This is a genomic window from Pseudomonas sp. BN515, from assembly GCF_029873155.1.
Lineage (GTDB): Bacteria > Pseudomonadota > Gammaproteobacteria > Pseudomonadales > Pseudomonadaceae > Metapseudomonas.
Map to the genome: position 1 here is coordinate 111230 of NZ_SSOH01000043.1, position 16150 is coordinate 127379.

Below are 16150 nucleotides of genomic sequence, written 5' to 3' on the forward strand. Positions count from 1 at the left end.
CATTCCAAGGAAGTCCCATGAATGCCGACCTGGACGCCTACCTGAGTCACCTGCGCAGCGAGCGCCAGGTGTCGGCCCATACCCTGGACGGCTACCACCGCGACCTGCTCAAGGTGCGCGCGCTGTGCGAGAAGTACGGCATCGCCGACTGGAACGACCTGGACGTCCGCAGCCTGCGCAGCTTCGTCGCCCGGCTGCACCAGGACGGCCTGTCCAGCCGCAGCCTCGCACGCCTGCTGTCGGCCGTGCGCGGCCTCTACCAGTACCTGATCCGCGAAGGCCGTTGCCGTCACGACCCGGCCAATGGCCTGGCCGCGCCCAAGGGCGCCCGCCGACTGCCACGCGCCCTCGACGCCGACCGAGCCCAGCAGTTGCTGGACGGTGGCGTGGAAGACGATTTCATCGCCCGCCGCGACCAGGCCATGCTGGAACTCTTCTATTCCTCCGGCCTGCGCCTGTCCGAGCTGGTGGGACTGGACCTCGACGGCCTGGACCTTTCCGCGGGCCTCGTGCGGGTACGCGGCAAGGGCAACAAGACCCGCGAGCTGCCGGTGGGCAGCAAGGCCCGTGAGGCCATGGAAGAGTGGCTGCCCTTGCGCGCGGCAGCGAATCCGGGCGACCGCGCGGTATTCATCAGCCGACAGGGCCGCCGCCTGACGCCTCGTGCCGTTCAGCTGCGAGTGCGCGAGGCCGGCGTTCGTGAACTGGGCCAGCATTTGCATCCGCACATGCTGCGGCATTCCTTCGCCAGTCATATGCTGGAGTCATCCCAGGACCTGCGAGCCGTACAGGAACTGCTCGGCCACGCCGACATTTCCACAACCCAGATCTACACCCACCTGGACTTCCAGCACCTTGCCTCGGTCTACGACCAGGCCCACCCAAGGGCGAAGCGAAGGGGAGCAGACGAATGAGTATCCAGCTGATCACTTTCGACCTGGACGACACCCTCTGGGACAACCGGCCGGTGATCGAAGGCGCCGAAACTGCCATGCGCGACTGGCTGATGGAACACACCCCCGCGCTGGGCACCCTGCCGGTGGAACACCTCTGGGCCATTCGCGGCGAGATCCTCGCTGCGGAGCCGAGCCTCAAGCACCGCCTCAGCGAATTGCGTCGCCGCACCTTGCGCCGCGCCCTGGAGGGTGTCGGCTACTCCGCTGACGACGCCGTCGACCTGGCCGAAGGTGCCTTCCAGGCCATGCTCCAGGCACGCCACCGCATCACTTTCTTCCCCGATACCGTGCCCACCCTGGAGCGCCTCGCGATCCGCTATAGCCTGGGCGTGATCACCAATGGCAACGCCGACGTGCGCCGCCTGGGTCTGGCCGACTACTTCAAGTTCGCCCTCTGCGCCGAGGAACTGGGCATCGGCAAACCCGACCCGGTGCCTTTCCTCGAAGCGCTGAAGCGCGGCGGCGTCAGCGCCGGGGAAGCCGTGCACATCGGCGACCATCCGGCGGATGACATCGAAGGCGCTCGCCGAGCCGGCCTGCGCGCCATCTGGTTCAACCCGCTGGGCAAGGAATGGAGCGGCGAACAGTTGCCCGATGCCGAAATCACCAGTCTGCGGGAGCTGCCCGAGGTACTGGCGCGCTGGGCCAGGTGGCACTGAGGGTAGAAGCCGTTCCGCCCGCAACGCCGCAGTTTATTGCCGGTACGCACGGCGCCCCCTGCAAGGTCGGCTTCGTCCCGCTCGTCACGCCGCTTTTCCCTCGCCCATGAAAAAGCCCGCCAATGGCGGGCCTTTCGACGGGTGCCGACCTCAGATGGGGCGGCTGCCGTACTTGCTGTCCGGCTTCTTCGGCGGGTCGGCAACCACGTTGGGTTCGACCTCCTGCACCTTGCCACCACGGGCCAGGAATTCTTCCATGGCCTTGGCCAGGGCATCACGCTCTTTCTGCTTGGCTTCGATGCTGGGCATCTCTTCGACTTCGACCGCAGCCTTGGCCTTCTTCCCGGAGGGGGCAGGGGCCTCGCCATCGTCGTCGCTTTCGCCTTCATCGGCTGCAGCCAGCTCCTCGCCGTCGTCCTCGTCGGCCGCTTCCAGCTCGTCTTGTTCCAGTTCTTCGTCGCTCATGTTCTACCTCATGCCTTGCCAAAGCAGGTTAGTTATAGCCCAGCTGCGCCAGCTTTCTAACGCTGCCGGAAAAAATTCAGGACGCCTCGCCTTGCAAGGTCGCCAACACCCGGCGCGCACCGCCTTGATCACGGTGCTCGCCCAGGTAGACACCCTGCCAGGTGCCCATTGCCAGTTGTCCGTCCCGTACGGGAAGACTCAGCTGGCAGCCGAGCAGGCTGCCCTTGAAGTGCGCGGGCAGATCGTCCGGCCCTTCGTAGTCATGTTCATAGCCGCTTTCACCCTGGGGCACCAGTCGATTGAAGAATCGCTCGAAGTCTCGGCGTACCGCAGGGTCGGCGTTCTCGTTCACCGTCAGTGACGCCGACGTGTGCTGCAGCCAGAGGTGCAACAGACCGACGCGATAACGCCGCAGTTCCGGCAATGCCGCGAGGATTTCCTCAGTGACCAGGTGGAAGCCACGCGGCCTCGGGCGCAAGGTGATCAGGGTCTGCTGCCACATCCGCAAATACCTGTCTCGGCTCGTACGGGCGGCATTCTAGCGCGGTCGATGAAAAAGCAAAGGGCGCCTTTCGGCGCCCTTTTCGGCAGTGCTGCAAACTTCCCCGCCGGCAACTGCCGAACGGGGAAATCATCGGGATCAGAGGTTGTAGCCGCGCTCGTTGTGCTGAGCCAGGTCGAGGCCGACGGTCTCTTCCTCTTCGTTGACGCGCAGCCCCATGACCACGTCCAGCACCTTCAGGATCACGAAGGTCACGACGCCGGTGTAGACCACGGTGAAGGCCACGCCTTCGAACTGGGTGAGCAGCTGGGCGCCGATGTCTTCCACGGTGCCGAAACCACCCAGGGCGGGCGCCGCGAACACACCGGTCAGCAGGGCACCGATGATGCCGCCGATGCCGTGCACGCCGAAGGCGTCCAGGGAGTCGTCGTAGCCCATCTTGCGCTTCAGGCTGGTGGCGCAGAAGTAGCAGATCACGCCGGCAACCAGGCCGATGATCAGGGCGCCCATCGGGCCGACGGTACCGGCGGCCGGAGTGATGGCGACCAGGCCGGCGACCACGCCGGAGGCGATGCCCAGGGCGCTCGGCTTACCGTGGGTCAGCCACTCGGCGAACATCCAGCCCAGGGCGGCAGCGGCGGTGGCGATCTGGGTGACCAGCATGGCCATGCCGGCGGTGCCGTTGGCGGCCACGGCAGAGCCGGCGTTGAAGCCGAACCAGCCGATCCACAGCATGGCGGCGCCCATCAGGGTGTAGCCCAGGTTGTGCGGAGCCATCGGGGTGGTCGGGTAGCCCTTGCGCTTGCCCAGCACCAGGCAGGCCACGAGGCCAGCGACACCGGCGTTGATGTGCACCACGGTGCCGCCGGCGAAGTCCAGCACGCCCCAATCCCACATCAGGCCACCGTTGCCGCTCCACACCATGTGGGCGATCGGGGCATAGACCAGGGTGAACCAGACGGCCATGAAGATCAGCATGGCGGAGAATTTCATGCGCTCGGCGAAGGCACCGACGATCAGCGCCGGGGTGATGATGGCGAAGGTCATCTGGAAGGTGATGAACACGCTTTCAGGGATCGCGTACACCAGGCTGCTGGTGTTCAGACCGCTGAGGAATGCCTTGGACAGGCCGCCCACGAAGGAATTGAAGTTGATCACCCCCTGCTCCATGCCGGTGGTGTCGAAGGCCAGGCTGTAGCCGTATACCACCCAGAGGATGCTGATCAGGCCAGTGATGGCGAAGCACTGCATCATCACCGAGAGGATGTTCTTGGAGCGCACCATGCCGCCGTAGAACAGCGCCAGGCCGGGAATGGTCATGAACAGCACCAAGGCAGTGGCGACGATCATCCACGCCGTGTCACCACTGTTCAGCACAACCTCGTCGGCGGCCATGGCCAGGCCGGGGGTAACGAGGGACAAAAGGGCTCCTAGCCCTGCGGCTTTACGCAGAGTCATGTTGTTTTCTCCTGGGGCGTTGGGGTTCGGAGGCTTAGATCGCGTCTGTGCCGGTTTCGCCGGTACGGATACGGATGGCCTGTTCCAGATTGACTACGAAAATCTTGCCGTCACCGATCTTGCCGGTGTTGGCAGCCTTGGTGATGGCCTCGATTACGCGGTCCAGCTGGTCGTCAGCGATGGCCACATCGATCTTCACCTTCGGCAGAAAATCGACAACGTATTCCGCACCGCGGTACAACTCGGTGTGACCCTTTTGCCGTCCGAAGCCCTTGACCTCGGTGACAGTGATGCCCTGCACGCCGATCTCAGACAACGACTCGCGCACGTCGTCGAGCTTGAAAGGCTTGATGATGGCGGTGACTAGCTTCATGAAACTCTCTCCCGTGTTTGGTTGACTTGCCCCAGGAAAAACACGAACCCGGGTCAAGTCTAAGCGCAGTGTCTGGCTTTTGTAACGCGTCGGCCCGCCCTGGCTCGGGACTCCGACACCAACCAACCGCTTCTGGCGAAACACTCCCCCGCCTCGCCCGGTGCACCGGAACTGCATCAGTGCATGCGTCGCTCTGCTCTAAGCAGAATTCTTGCCAGCTCCTGGGAAAGTGCCTTTTTTCAAGAAGATACTGGCCCAATGCCCGTCAGATGGGTTCGATTCACCACCTGTATCGCACCAAAGCAGTGCGCAGCGCCCCAGGCCATTGCTCAAAAATTGTGCGCCAGCCTTAGCCGGCCCGACGCCCAGGAGCAGCGTGGTAGACTCCCGCCCATTCACTTCCGGATGTCCGCCATGCTGCCGCCCAAAGCCCTGCTCGATACCCTTGCTTCCACCGCCTCGCGCCTGTTCAGCAGCGACAGCCCGCTGCCCCGCGCCGAAGTCGAGGCCCAGTTCAAGGTCCTGCTGCAGAGCGCCTTCGGCAAGCTCGACCTGGTGAGCCGCGACGAGTTCGACAGCCAGATGGTCGTGTTGGGCCGTACCCGCGCGCGCCTGGAAGCCCTGGAGGCCAAGGTCGCGGAACTGGAAGCCAAGCTGAACCCGCCGCCGGCGGAGTGACACCACTCCGGCCCGGCGGACCGATCAAGGAGTGATCAATGTCCCTGGCCATCGTCCACAGTCGCGCGCAGGTCGGCGTCGAAGCCCCTGCCGTGACCGTCGAAGCCCACCTCGCCAACGGCCTACCCTCCCTCGCCCTGGTAGGGCTTCCGGAAACCGCCGTGAAGGAAAGCAAGGACCGCGTGCGTAGCGCGATCCTGAACAGCGGCTTCGATTTCCCGCCCCGCCGCATCACACTCAACCTCGCGCCAGCTGACCTGCCAAAAGACGGTGGCCGCTTCGACCTCGCCATCGCCCTTGGCGTGCTCGCCGCCAGCGGCCAACTGCCGGCCAACGCCCTGGAACAGGTGGAATGCCTGGGCGAACTGGCGCTTTCCGGCACCCTGCGCCCCGTACAGGGCGTACTGCCCGCCGCACTCGCCGCCCGCGCCGCCGGCCGCACCCTGGTGGTGCCCCGGGAGAACGCCGAGGAGGCCAGCCTCGCCAGCGGCCTCAAGGTCCTGGCGGCCGGACACCTGCTGGAGCTGACCGCGCACTTCGCCGGCCATACGCCCCTCGCCCCCTATCAGGCCCTGGGCCTGCTGGAAGAACGTCCGCCCTACCCCGACCTCGCCGACGTCCAGGGCCAGGTGGCCGCCAAACGCGCCTTGCTGGTCGCTGCCGCCGGCTCCCACAACCTCTTGTTTTGTGGCCCGCCCGGCACCGGCAAGACGCTGCTTGCCAGCCGCCTGCCCGGCCTGCTGCCGCCACTGGAAGAACAGGAAGCCCTGGAAGTGGCGGCGATCCATTCGGTCGCCAGCCACGCGCCACTGCAAGCGTGGCCCCAACGACCTTTTCGCCAGCCCCACCACAGCGCCTCCGGCGCAGCGCTGGTAGGTGGTGGCAGCCGCCCCAAGCCCGGCGAGATCACGCTGGCGCATCAGGGTGTGCTCTTCCTCGACGAACTCCCCGAATTCGACCGCAAGGTACTGGAGGTCCTGCGCGAGCCGCTGGAGAGCGGTGAGATCGTCATCGCCCGCGCCCATGACAAGGTGCGTTTCCCCGCCCGCTTCCAGCTGGTCGCAGCCATGAACCCCTGCCCCTGTGGATATCTTGGTGATCCCGGTGGCCGCTGCCGCTGTACCCCGGAGCAGATCCAGCGCTATCGCAGCAAGCTTTCCGGCCCCTTGCTCGACCGCATCGACCTGCACCTGACCGTCGCCCGCGAAGCCACTGCACTGCAACCGCCCACCAGTGTCGGTCCAGGTAGCACGGAGGCCGCCGCCGACGTCAGCCGGGCGCGGCGCCTCCAGCTCCGGCGCCAGGGTTGTGCCAATGCCTTCCTCGACCTGAAGGGGCTGCGCCAGCACTGCCTGCTCGCAGCCGACGACCGCGCCTGGCTGGAAGACGCCTGCGAGCGCCTGAACCTGTCGCTGCGCGCGGCCCACCGCATCCTCAAGGTGGCACGAACCCTGGCCGATCTGGAGCAGGTTGAAAACATCTCCCGCCATCACCTGGGAGAGGCGCTCCAGTACCGCCCGGAGCCAATGTCGTGACCCACTGAAAACTATCAGCAAGGAACCTCTAAAAGACTTTTTCTATTCATCCTGCTAGAATGCCGCGCCTTCCGCCCTTGGCGGCCATCCGATTACAAGGAGAGCTAGCTCAATGGAGGCACGTTCGTCTTCGCAATCCACTCTCAATCCGCCGGTCTTTTTCGGCTCCGCAATTCTCATCATCGCCCTGGTGCTCTACAGCACCCTCGCCCGTGACCAGGCGCAATCACTGTTCGGCCACATCCAGGGCTGGATCATCACCAACGCCAGCTGGTTCTACGTCCTCACGGTGGCGCTGATCCTCATCACCGTGGTCTTCCTCGCGATCAGCCGCTTCGGCGACATCAAGCTCGGCCCTGACCACAGCCAGCCCGACTACCGCAACGGCACCTGGTTCGCCATGCTCTTTTCCGCCGGCATGGGCATCGGCCTGATGTTCTTCGGCGTTGCCGAGCCGCTGATGCACTACGCCAACCCGCCGGTGGGCGATGCCAACACGGTGGCGGCGGCCAAAGAGGCCATGAAGCTGACCTTCTTCCACTGGGGCCTGCACGCCTGGGCGATCTACGCCATCGTCGCGCTGATCCTGGCGTTCTTCTGCTTCCGCCACGACCTGCCCCTGACCCTGCGCTCGGCGCTCTACCCGCTGATCGGCGAGCGCATCCATGGCCCCATCGGCCACGCTGTGGATATCTTTGCCATCCTCGGCACCGTGTTCGGCGTGGCCACCTCCCTCGGCTACGGCGTGCTGCAGATCAACAGCGGCCTCAACCACCTGTTCGGCCTGCCGGTCAGCGTGCCCGTGCAACTGGTGCTGATCGCCGTCACCTGTGCCCTGGCGACCCTGTCGGTGGCCAGCGGGCTGGACCGGGGGATCCGGATCCTCTCCGAGTTCAACCTGCTGCTGGCGGTAATCCTGCTCGCCGTGGTGCTGGTCCTGGGGCCCACCGTGTTCCTGCTCAAGACCTTCATCCAGAACACCGGCGGCTACCTCTCGGAGATCGTCAGCAAGACGTTCAACCTCTACGCCTACGAATCCAGCGACTGGATCGGCGGCTGGACCCTGCTCTACTGGGGCTGGTGGTTGTCCTGGTCGCCTTTCGTCGGCCTGTTCATCGCGCGTATTTCCCGGGGCCGCACCATCCGCCAGTTCGTTTGCGGCGTCCTGTTCGTCCCGGCCGGCTTCACCCTGCTGTGGATGACGGTATTCGGCGACACAGCCATCCACATGGTGCTGCAGGAAGGTGTCCACAGCCTGGCGGACACCGTGGCCCAGGACAGCTCACTCGCGCTCTTCGCCTTTCTCGAACAGTTTCCGTTTTCCTCCCTGCTGTCGCTGGTGGCGGTGCTGATGGTGGTGGTGTTCTTCGTCACCTCCGCCGACTCCGGCGCCCTGGTGGTGGACATGCTGGCCTCCGGTGGCCGTGAGGTGACCCCGCTCTGGCAGCGTCTGTTCTGGTCGATCCTGATGGGCGTCGTGGCCATGGCGCTGCTGCTGGCCGATGGCCTCAAGGCCCTGCAGACCGCGACCATCGCCAGCGCCCTGCCCTTCGCCGTCGTGCTGCTGGCGGCCACCTGGGGCCTGCTCAAGGCCCTGCGCCTGGACGCCACCAAACGCGGCATCCGCTACCAGGCGCTCAACCTCTCGCGGCCGGCCCAGCGCCAGCACGGCGGCTGGCAGCGGCGCCTGCGCAATATCCTGATGTTCCCTCGCCGCAGCCATGTCACCCGTTTCATCGACGAAGTGGTGCGCCCTGCCTGCCAGGAAATCTCCGAGGAACTGCGCAAGCAGGGCTACACGGTCGAGGTGCAGAACGGCGAGGATGGCCGCTGCAAGCTGAACGTGGGCCACGGCGCCGAGGTGGATTTCAGCTACGAAGTGCGCCCGCGGGCCCTGCCGCTACCGGCCTTCGTCAGCCGCGATGGTGAGGAGAGCCAGGACTCGCGCAAGTACTTCCGCGCCGAGGTCTACCTGCGCGAAGGCGGGCAGGACTACGACGTGATGGGCTGGAGCCGCGACGAGGTGATCGGTGACCTGCTCGACCAGTACGAGAAGCACCTGCACTTCCTCCACGTCGTGCGCTGAGGCAACTCCTGTCCCGAAACATTTATCCACAGCCTGGCGCTGCCCCATGGGCGCCGGGCTGCGATACTCGCCGCCTCGTCCCACGGAGTCCGGCATGACCAGCTTCAACCTCGGCCCCCTCGCCATTCCCATGCAGCATGGGCTGCTCTACCTCGGTTTCTTCGCGGCGCTGTTCGCAGGCTGGCTGGCCGGGCGCAGGCACAAGGCCAACCCCGAGGGTGCGCTGTTCGCCATGTTGATCGGCGGATTGCTGGTGGCGCGGCTGGCGTTCGTCGGGCAGTACTTCGAACAGTACGCGGCACGGCCCATGAGTCTTGTGGATATCCGCGATGGCGGTTTCCTGTTCTGGCCAGGCCTGGTCAGCGCCGCCCTGATCGGTGCCGGGCTCGCCTGGCGCAAACCTGGCCTGCGCCGGTCATTGGCCATCGCCGTGCTGGTGGGCGGAAGTCTCTGGGGGAGCGGCCTGGCGCTGGTCTCAGCCCTGGAGCGCAGTCGCCAGCTGCCGGAGCTGAGCCTGATGGACTTGCAGGGTAATCCGGTGGACCTGCGTGCACTGGATGGCCGCCCGCTGGTGGTCAACCTCTGGGCCACCTGGTGCCCGCCGTGCCGTCGCGAAATGCCGGTGCTGGAAGCAGCGCAGAAAGCCAACCCCGATGTGCGCTTCCTGCTGGTGAACCAGGGCGAGCACGCCGAAGCGGTGACCCGCTATCTCGCCGAACAAGGCCTGGCTCCCCGGGAAGTCCTGCTCGACAGCGGCAATCGCCTCGGCCAGGCCACCGGGTCGTTCGGCCTGCCCACCACCCTCTTCTACGACGCCAAGGGCAGGCTGAACCACAGCCATATGGGCGAGCTTTCCAGCGCCAGCCTCGAACATGGGCTGCGCCAGTTGCCCTAGCCCAGCAGCTCCACCTTCGGTAGTTGCATGGCAGCTACTTCTGCCTGGAGAAAGTCACGCAACCGGCGCAGGCGATCCTGGCCACTCCGGGCGCGGGGCCAGACCAGGTAGTAGCTGTCGCCACTGGCGACCGCTGTCGGCCAGGGCAGACCGATGCGGCCCTGGGTGACGTCCTCGGTCACCATCACCAGGTCACCGATCGACACCCCATAACCCCGCGCGGCAGCGACTATGCCCAGCTCCAGGGTGTCGAACACCTGGCCGCCCTTGAGCGACACCTCCTCGCTGAGGTCCATGCGCTGCAGCCAGCGGCGCCAATCGCGGCGGTCCGGCGTCGGGTGCAACAGTTCGGTCGCCTGCAGGCGCGAAAGGCTCCAGGGCTCTCCGGCCTGGGACGGCTCACAGACCGGAATCAGCCATTCACTGAACAGCAGGGTCACCTCCCAGTCCTGACTGAAATGGCCGTCGCTGAGCAGCACCGCACAATCGAAGGGCTCGTGCTGGAAGTCCACCTTGTCCACATCCATCCAGGCGCTGGTCAGCTGCACCTCGATGTCGGCGTTGAGATGACGGAAGCGGCTGAGGCGCGACAGCAGCCAGCGCATGGTCAGGGTGGACGGCGCCTTCAGGCGCACCGTGGCGTCGTCGACCCGCAGCGTCGTGCAGGCGCGTTCCAGGGCATCGAAACCGTCGCGCAGACCGGGCAGCAGCATGCGTGCCGGCTCCGTGAGCTGCAGGTTGCGGCCCTGGCGCTCGAACAGGCGACAGGAGAAATGTTCCTCCAGGGTGCGGATGTGCCGGCTCACCGCGCTTTGGGTGATGGCCAGCTCCTCGGCGGCGCGCGTGAAGGACGCATGGCGGGCGGCGGCCTCGAAGGCGCGCAGGGCGTAAAGCGGGGGCAGACGGCGCGACATATGCCTCGACCTATGAGTAATAGTCATGAATGGCATCATTTTTTTCCTTTTGTGCCGATTCATCAAGGCTCGGAGAATTGCTGAGTTCAAAGCCGGGCAAGGGGATTGGCCGGCACTTCGAAACAGTGAGCCTTACTCATGCCGCAGAGCATACGCAATGAACTGGTGGCTATCCTGCGCCTGGCCGGACCGCTGATCGCGGCCCAACTGGCCCACGTGGTGATGGTCTTCACCGACACCGTGATGATGGGCCTGATCGGCCCCGAAGCCCTTGCCGGCGGTGGCCTCGGCGCGGCCAGCTATTCCTTCGTGTCGATCTTCTGCGTCGGTGTGATCGCCGCCGTGGGCAACCTGGTCGCCATCCGCCATGGCGCCGACGACAAGGCCGGCACCACCCGCCTGACCCAGAGCGGGCTCTGGCTGGCCCTCGGCATGGCGCTTGGCGCGGGCCTGCTGCTGTGGAACCTGAAACCCGTTCTGCTCGCCTTCGGCCAGGCACCGGAGAGCGTGGAAGGCGCCATGCAGTTCCTCTCCACCCTGATCTTCGCCCTGCCCGGCTATCTCGGCTTCATGGCCCTGCGCGGCTTCACCAGCGCCATCGGCCGGCCCGGCCCGGTGATGGCCATCAGCATCGGCGGCGCCCTGGTCAACTTCCTGCTGAACTACGCGCTGATCCACGGCATGTTCGGCCTGCCGAAAATGGGCCTGGCGGGCATTGGCCTGGTCACCGCCGTGGTGATGAACGGCATGGCGCTGCTGCTGGCCTGGCACATCGTGCGCAACCCGGCGTACGCAGCCTACCCGCTGCTCAAGGGGCTCCTGCAGCCGTCCCACGAGGCGCTGGCCGAACTGCTGCGGCTGGGCCTGCCAATTGGCGGCACCTACGCGGTGGAATCCGGCCTGTTCGCCTTCGCCGCCCTGTGCATGGGCGCCCTCGGCAATACCCAGCTGGCGGCGCACCAGATCGCCATCCAGTCGGTGTACGTGGCCTTCATGGTGCCGGTCGGGATCTCCTACGCGGTGACCTTCCGCATCGGCCAGCACTACGGCGCCGGCCGGCTGGAGGATGCACGCCGCGCCGGGCGGCTGGGCATCGGCTTCGGCGCCAGCTGCATGCTCGCCTTCGCGGTGCTGTTCTGGGTGGCGCCGGAATTGGTGGTGGGGCTGTTCCTCGACCACCACGCCGCCGAGTTCCACGACATCGTGCAACTGGCCGTGAGCCTGCTGGCGGTGGCGGCATTGTTCGAACTGTTCGACGGCATCCAGACCATCGCCATGGGCGCGATCCGTGGCCTGAAGGACGCCAAGACCACCTTCCTGGTCGGCCTCGGTTGCTACTGGCTGGTGGGCGCTCCGACGGCTTGGCTGCTGGCCTTCCCCCTGGGCTGGGGCGCCACCGGCGTCTGGTGGGGCCTGGCGCTGGGCCTCGCCTGTGCGGCACTGGGGCTGACCCTGGGCTTCGAATGGAAGACCGCCCGGCTGCTGCGGCCTCAGGTGGAATCAACATCAGGCCGTACCGTCGAGGTTCACCTGTAGGGGCGAATTCATTCGCCAAGGGCGGCGAAGCCGCCCCATGACAACCTGTCGGCGAACCTGCGGTCCGCTTGGCGATTGAAATCGCCCCTACAACAGGAGCCGACAGAGGCGGGGTGCCACGGTAAACAGGAGGCTCAGGACTCCTGATTGGCTAAAAACGCCTGGCGGGTGCCGAACACCAGGAAACGCGCCAGCTCGGCCAGGGGCAGCGGCCGGCTGATCCAGTAGCCCTGCGCCTGGTCGCAGCCGAATTCGCGGAGCAGCGACAACTGCTCCGCGTTTTCCACGCCTTCTGCCACCACTTCCAGATTGAGGTTCTGCGCCAGGTTGATCATCGCCTTCACCAGCTGGCGATTCTCCGGACGGTCGTGCATGCCACCGACGAAGCTCTTGTCGATCTTCAGCAGAGCAATGGGCAGGCTGTTGAGGTGGACGAAGGAGGAGAAGCCGGTACCGAAGTCATCCAGGGAGAAGCGCACGCCCAGATGCCCCAAGGCATCCATGGTCTGGCGCACCTGCTCGCTGCGGCGCATGACGGCGGTTTCGGTCAATTCGAATTCCAGCCAGCGCGCGTCGACGCCGCGCTCGTGGATCAGCCGGCTCAGGGTGGAAAGCAGCTGGCTGTCCTGGAACTGGCGGAACGACAGGTTCACCGCCATGTGGAGCGGCGGCAGGCCGCGTCCGCGCAGCCACTGCATGTCGCGCAGGGCACGGGAGATCACCCAGTACCCCAGGGGCACGATCAGGCCGCTTTCCTCGGCCAGCGGCACGAATTCGTTGGGGGTGAGCAGGCCTCGCTCACCGTGGCGCCAGCGCACCAGGGCCTCGAGGCCGAGGATGTTGCCGGTCTTCAGGCACAGCCGCGGCTGGTAGTGCAGTTCCAGTTCGTCGCGGCGAAGGGCGCGGCGCAACTCGCTTTCCAGGTCGGCGCGGCTGCGTGCACTGCGATTGATACGTTCATCGAAGATGTGGAAGGTGCAACCCTGGCTGGCCTTGGCCTGCTGCATGGCGATGTGGGCATGCCACATCAACGGATCGGCACCCTCACTGACACGGGAATGGGCGATACCAAGACTGCAGCCGAGCAGCAGGCTTTCGCCATCCACCTGATAGGGCTCGGCGAGGGCTTCGGCAATGCGCTCAGCCACCCGCTCGGCGCGGGCCGGGTCGCGGCGGGTATCCAGCAGCAGGGCGAACTCATCGCTGCCCAGGCGCGCAACCTGGTCACCGGCACGCAGTTGCGCCTTGAGCCGTGCCACCACCTGCAGGATCAGGCGATCGCCGGCCTGGTAGCCGAGGGCGTCATTGGCATGGCGGAAGTTGTCCAGGTCCAGGTGGCCGAGGGCCAGGCCGCGCCCGTCGTATTCCACCAGGCGCGCGGCCAGCAGAGTCTGAAATCCCTGACGGTTGGCGATGCCGGTAAGCGGGTCCTGCTCGGCCAGGCGTTCCAAGGCGCCCTGCAGGTTCCGTCGCTCACGGACGTGGCGCAGGGTACGGCGCAGGGTGTCGACGCTCAGATGCCCGCGCACCAGCCAGTCGCTGACGCCCTGGGGGGCTTCGGCGGGCTCGTCTTCCAGCAACAGGATGATCGGCAGCGGGCAGCGTCCGGCGGAAGGCAGCAGGCCGGGGGTGCAGAGCACCAGGGCGCAGTCCAGGTCGTCCATCAGGCCGCTGGCGGCATCCCAGGAGCCGGCGGTGATCAGGGGGGATGCGCTGCCCATCGCGGCCAGAAGGTCGCGAAGCAATTCTGCCCAGGCCGGCGATTCCGCCAGCAGAAGCATGCGCATTGGCTCGACGAGCGCGGACAAATGACCTCCCCGGGTCACGGATACTTCAGCGCTTTCGCGCCAGGCAGCGCCATTTTCGGCGTCGTTCTTACCACACTTCCCTGCGTGGCCTTCGCCAAATCGCCGACGAAGACGGCACCATCGTACTGTCTATCAGGAATTTTCCAAGGAAAACCCACCAGCAACAGAGGTTACATCACAGTTGCCCGGAGGTACTTCGGTACAACCCGGCCGGCCTGCTAGAATGCGCGGCCATTCGCCTTGATCCAGCCCCCAGCATGTCCCGACTCAACCCTCGGCAACAGGAAGCCGTGAACTACGTCGGTGGTCCGCTATTGGTGCTCGCCGGCGCAGGCTCCGGCAAGACCAGCGTGATCACCCGCAAGATCGCCTACCTGGTGCAACAGTGCGGGATCCGCGCGCAGCACATCGTCGCGGTGACCTTCACCAACAAGGCGGCGCGCGAGATGAAGGAGCGCGTCGGCACGCTGCTGCGCGGCAGCGAGGGCAAGGGGCTGACCGTCTCCACCTTCCATAACCTCGGCCTGAACATCATCCGCAAGGAACACGCGCGCCTGGGCTACAAGCCCGGGTTCTCGATCTTCGACGAGTCGGACATCAAGGCGCTGCTGACCGACATCATGCAGAAGGAATACGCCGGGGATGATGGCGTCGACGAGATCAAGGGCTACATCGGCAACTGGAAGAACGACCTGATCCTGCCGGACGAGGCGCTGGCCAAGGCGCGCAACCCGAAGGAACAGACCGCCGCCGTCGTCTACCTGCACTACCAGCGCACGCTCAAGGCGTACAACGCGGTGGACTTCGACGACCTGATCCTGCTGCCGGTGAAGCTGTTCCAGGACAACCCGGACATCCTGGAGAAATGGCAGCACCGCGTGCGCTACATGCTGGTGGACGAATACCAGGACACCAACGCCAGCCAGTACCTGCTGGTGAAGCTGCTGGTGCAGCACCGCGCACAGTTCACCGTGGTGGGTGACGACGACCAGTCGATCTACGCCTGGCGCGGTGCGCGGCCGGAAAACCTGATGCAGTTGAAGGAAGATTTTCCCTCGCTGAAGGTGGTGATGCTGGAGCAGAACTACCGCTCCACCAGTCGCATCCTCAAGTGCGCGAACATCCTCATCGCCAACAACCCCCACGTGTTCGAGAAACAGCTGTGGAGCGAGATGGGCGTGGGCGACCCGATCCGGGTGATCCGCTGCCGCAACGAGGACGCCGAGGCCGAGCGCATCGCCATGGAAATCCTCACCTTGCACCTGCGCACCCAGCGGCCCTACAGCGAGTTCGCCATCCTCTACCGGGGCAACCACCAGGCCAAGCTGATGGAGCTCAAGCTCCAGCACCACCAGGTTCCCTATCGGCTGTCCGGCGGCACCAGCTTCTTCGGTCGCCAGGAAGTGAAGGACCTGATGTCCTACTTCCGCCTGCTGGTGAACCCGGACGACGACAACGCCTTCCTCCGCGTGATCAACGTGCCGCGCCGGGAGATCGGTTCCACCACCCTGGAGAAGCTCGGCAACTACGCCACCGAGCGCGGCATTTCGATGTACGCCGCCTGCGACGAGATGGGTCTGACCGAGCACCTGGACAGCCGCTTCACCGACCGCCTGCAGCGCTTCAAGCGCTTCATGGACACCGTGCGCCAGCAGTGCGCGCAGAACGATCCCATCGCCGCGCTGCGCAGCATGGTGATGGACATCGACTACGAAAACTGGATTCGCCAGAACGCCTCCAGCGACAAGGTTGCGGACTTCCGCATGGGCAACGTCTGGTTCCTCGTCGACGCCCTGAAGAACACCCTCGAGCGCGACGAAGAAGGCGGCATGACCATCGAGGAAGCCATCGCCAAGCTGGTGCTGCGTGACATGCTCGAACGCCAGCAGGAGGAAGAGGAAGGCGCCGATGGCGTGCAGATGATGACCCTGCACGCTTCCAAGGGCCTGGAATTCCCCTACGTCTTCATCATGGGCGTCGAGGAGGACATCCTCCCCCACCGCTCCAGCATCGAAGCCGACACCATCGAAGAAGAACGCCGTCTGGCCTACGTGGGCATCACCCGCGCGCGGCAGAACCTGGCCATGACCTTCGCCGCCAAGCGTAAGCAGTACGGCGAAATCATCGATTGCTCCCCCAGCCGCTTCCTTGAGGAACTGCCTCAGGAAGACCTGGAATGGGAAGGCATGGAAGACGCACCAGTGGAGGTGAAGGCCGCGCGCGGCAACACTGCCCTGGCCGACATCCGTGCCATGCTGAAGAAATCGTAATCAGAAGACACCCCG

General features: G+C 65.5%; 14 protein-coding genes. 8 read left to right on the forward strand and 6 right to left on the reverse strand.

The genetic code is table 11. From position 1 onward, the window contains the following. Nucleotides 1–17 precede the first annotated feature (17 nt). Complete coding sequence (gene xerC, locus E8E91_RS11700; RefSeq protein ID WP_280369977.1) at nucleotides 18–914, forward strand: tyrosine recombinase XerC; 897 nt, start codon at nucleotides 18–20, stop codon at nucleotides 912–914. Then, entirely contained in the window at nucleotides 911–1615 is a 705-nt protein-coding gene (locus E8E91_RS11705) for an HAD family hydrolase (RefSeq protein WP_280369975.1), read from the forward strand. The genes xerC and E8E91_RS11705 overlap by 4 nt, the downstream gene beginning before the upstream one ends. 150 nt (nucleotides 1616–1765) lie before the next feature. On the opposite strand, the gene sutA is transcribed toward E8E91_RS11705, so the two are convergent. The 4 genes from sutA to glnK form a co-directional block, all read right to left on the reverse strand. Beyond that, nucleotides 1766–2080, reverse strand: coding sequence for a transcriptional regulator SutA (sutA, locus tag E8E91_RS11710; RefSeq protein ID WP_280375883.1), 315 nt, complete (start codon nucleotides 2078–2080; stop codon nucleotides 1766–1768). A gap of 76 nt (nucleotides 2081–2156) precedes the next feature. After that, nucleotides 2157–2582 carry a secondary thiamine-phosphate synthase enzyme YjbQ gene (locus tag E8E91_RS11715; protein ID WP_280375884.1) on the reverse strand — a complete coding sequence of 142 codons (426 nt, stop codon included), beginning with the start codon at nucleotides 2580–2582 and terminating at the stop codon, nucleotides 2157–2159. Nucleotides 2583–2720: 138 nt separating this feature from the next. Beyond that, the gene (locus E8E91_RS11720; protein WP_280375885.1) at nucleotides 2721–4040 is read right to left on the reverse strand and encodes an ammonium transporter; all 1320 of its coding nucleotides are present in this window, start codon (nucleotides 4038–4040) and stop codon (nucleotides 2721–2723) included. A 34-nt stretch (nucleotides 4041–4074) separates the two neighbouring features. After that, the gene (glnK, locus tag E8E91_RS11725; RefSeq protein WP_003457590.1) at nucleotides 4075–4413 is read right to left on the reverse strand and encodes a P-II family nitrogen regulator; all 339 of its coding nucleotides are present in this window, start codon (nucleotides 4411–4413) and stop codon (nucleotides 4075–4077) included. 414 nt (nucleotides 4414–4827) lie between these two features. On the opposite strand from glnK, the gene E8E91_RS11730 reads away from it, so the two are divergent. The 4 genes from E8E91_RS11730 to E8E91_RS11745 all read left to right on the forward strand — a co-directional run bounded on the left by E8E91_RS11730 (nucleotide 4828) and on the right by E8E91_RS11745 (nucleotide 9607). Next, a complete protein-coding gene (locus E8E91_RS11730; RefSeq protein WP_151138346.1) occupies nucleotides 4828–5091 on the forward strand; it encodes an accessory factor UbiK family protein in 264 nt (87 codons plus the stop codon). A gap of 38 nt (nucleotides 5092–5129) precedes the next feature. Next, complete coding sequence (locus E8E91_RS11735; RefSeq protein WP_280369967.1) at nucleotides 5130–6626, forward strand: YifB family Mg chelatase-like AAA ATPase; 1497 nt, start codon at nucleotides 5130–5132, stop codon at nucleotides 6624–6626. A gap of 112 nt (nucleotides 6627–6738) precedes the next feature. After that, on the forward strand, nucleotides 6739–8712 hold the full coding sequence (betT, locus tag E8E91_RS11740) for a choline BCCT transporter BetT (protein WP_280375886.1): 1974 nt from the start codon (nucleotides 6739–6741) through the stop codon (nucleotides 8710–8712). A gap of 94 nt (nucleotides 8713–8806) precedes the next feature. After that, nucleotides 8807–9607 carry a TlpA disulfide reductase family protein gene (locus E8E91_RS11745; protein WP_280375887.1) on the forward strand — a complete coding sequence of 267 codons (801 nt, stop codon included), beginning with the start codon at nucleotides 8807–8809 and terminating at the stop codon, nucleotides 9605–9607. On the opposite strand, the gene E8E91_RS11750 is transcribed toward E8E91_RS11745, so the two are convergent. Further along, nucleotides 9604–10521 carry a LysR substrate-binding domain-containing protein gene (locus E8E91_RS11750; protein WP_280375888.1) on the reverse strand — a complete coding sequence of 306 codons (918 nt, stop codon included), beginning with the start codon at nucleotides 10519–10521 and terminating at the stop codon, nucleotides 9604–9606. The genes E8E91_RS11745 and E8E91_RS11750 overlap by 4 nt on opposite strands. 138 nt (nucleotides 10522–10659) lie before the next feature. Between E8E91_RS11750 and E8E91_RS11755 the strand changes: the two genes are divergently transcribed. Beyond that, the gene (locus tag E8E91_RS11755) at nucleotides 10660–12057 is read left to right on the forward strand and encodes a NorM family multidrug efflux MATE transporter (RefSeq protein ID WP_280375889.1); all 1398 of its coding nucleotides are present in this window, start codon (nucleotides 10660–10662) and stop codon (nucleotides 12055–12057) included. Between the two features lie 134 nt (nucleotides 12058–12191). Here the strand turns inward: E8E91_RS11755 and E8E91_RS11760 are convergent, their stop codons facing one another. After that, complete coding sequence (locus tag E8E91_RS11760; protein WP_280375890.1) at nucleotides 12192–13865, reverse strand: bifunctional diguanylate cyclase/phosphodiesterase; 1674 nt, start codon at nucleotides 13863–13865, stop codon at nucleotides 12192–12194. A gap of 257 nt (nucleotides 13866–14122) precedes the next feature. Here E8E91_RS11760 and rep point away from each other — a divergent pair, with 257 nt between their 5' ends. Beyond that, complete coding sequence (rep, locus tag E8E91_RS11765; RefSeq protein ID WP_280369957.1) at nucleotides 14123–16135, forward strand: DNA helicase Rep; 2013 nt, start codon at nucleotides 14123–14125, stop codon at nucleotides 16133–16135. Nucleotides 16136–16150 lie beyond the last annotated feature (15 nt).

Bases quoted from the DNA above. Each gene is read 5' to 3' on its own strand.
- E8E91_RS11730 (WP_151138346.1), top strand. From the start codon at position 4,828: ATGCTGCCGCCCAAAGCCCTGCTCGATACCCTTGCTTCCACCGCCTCG.
- glnK (WP_003457590.1), bottom strand. From the start codon at position 4,413: ATGAAGCTAGTCACCGCCATCATCAAGCCTTTCAAGCTCGACGACGTG.
- xerC (WP_280369977.1), top strand. From the start codon at position 18: ATGAATGCCGACCTGGACGCCTACCTGAGTCACCTGCGCAGCGAGCGC.
- E8E91_RS11715 (WP_280375884.1), bottom strand. From the start codon at position 2,582: ATGTGGCAGCAGACCCTGATCACCTTGCGCCCGAGGCCGCGTGGCTTC.
- betT (WP_280375886.1), top strand. From the start codon at position 6,739: ATGGAGGCACGTTCGTCTTCGCAATCCACTCTCAATCCGCCGGTCTTT.
- E8E91_RS11735 (WP_280369967.1), top strand. From the start codon at position 5,130: ATGTCCCTGGCCATCGTCCACAGTCGCGCGCAGGTCGGCGTCGAAGCC.
- E8E91_RS11755 (WP_280375889.1), top strand. From the start codon at position 10,660: ATGCCGCAGAGCATACGCAATGAACTGGTGGCTATCCTGCGCCTGGCC.
- E8E91_RS11750 (WP_280375888.1), bottom strand. From the start codon at position 10,521: ATGTCGCGCCGTCTGCCCCCGCTTTACGCCCTGCGCGCCTTCGAGGCC.
- sutA (WP_280375883.1), bottom strand. From the start codon at position 2,080: ATGAGCGACGAAGAACTGGAACAAGACGAGCTGGAAGCGGCCGACGAG.
- E8E91_RS11720 (WP_280375885.1), bottom strand. From the start codon at position 4,040: ATGACTCTGCGTAAAGCCGCAGGGCTAGGAGCCCTTTTGTCCCTCGTT.
- E8E91_RS11705 (WP_280369975.1), top strand. From the start codon at position 911: ATGAGTATCCAGCTGATCACTTTCGACCTGGACGACACCCTCTGGGAC.
- E8E91_RS11745 (WP_280375887.1), top strand. From the start codon at position 8,807: ATGACCAGCTTCAACCTCGGCCCCCTCGCCATTCCCATGCAGCATGGG.
- rep (WP_280369957.1), top strand. From the start codon at position 14,123: ATGTCCCGACTCAACCCTCGGCAACAGGAAGCCGTGAACTACGTCGGT.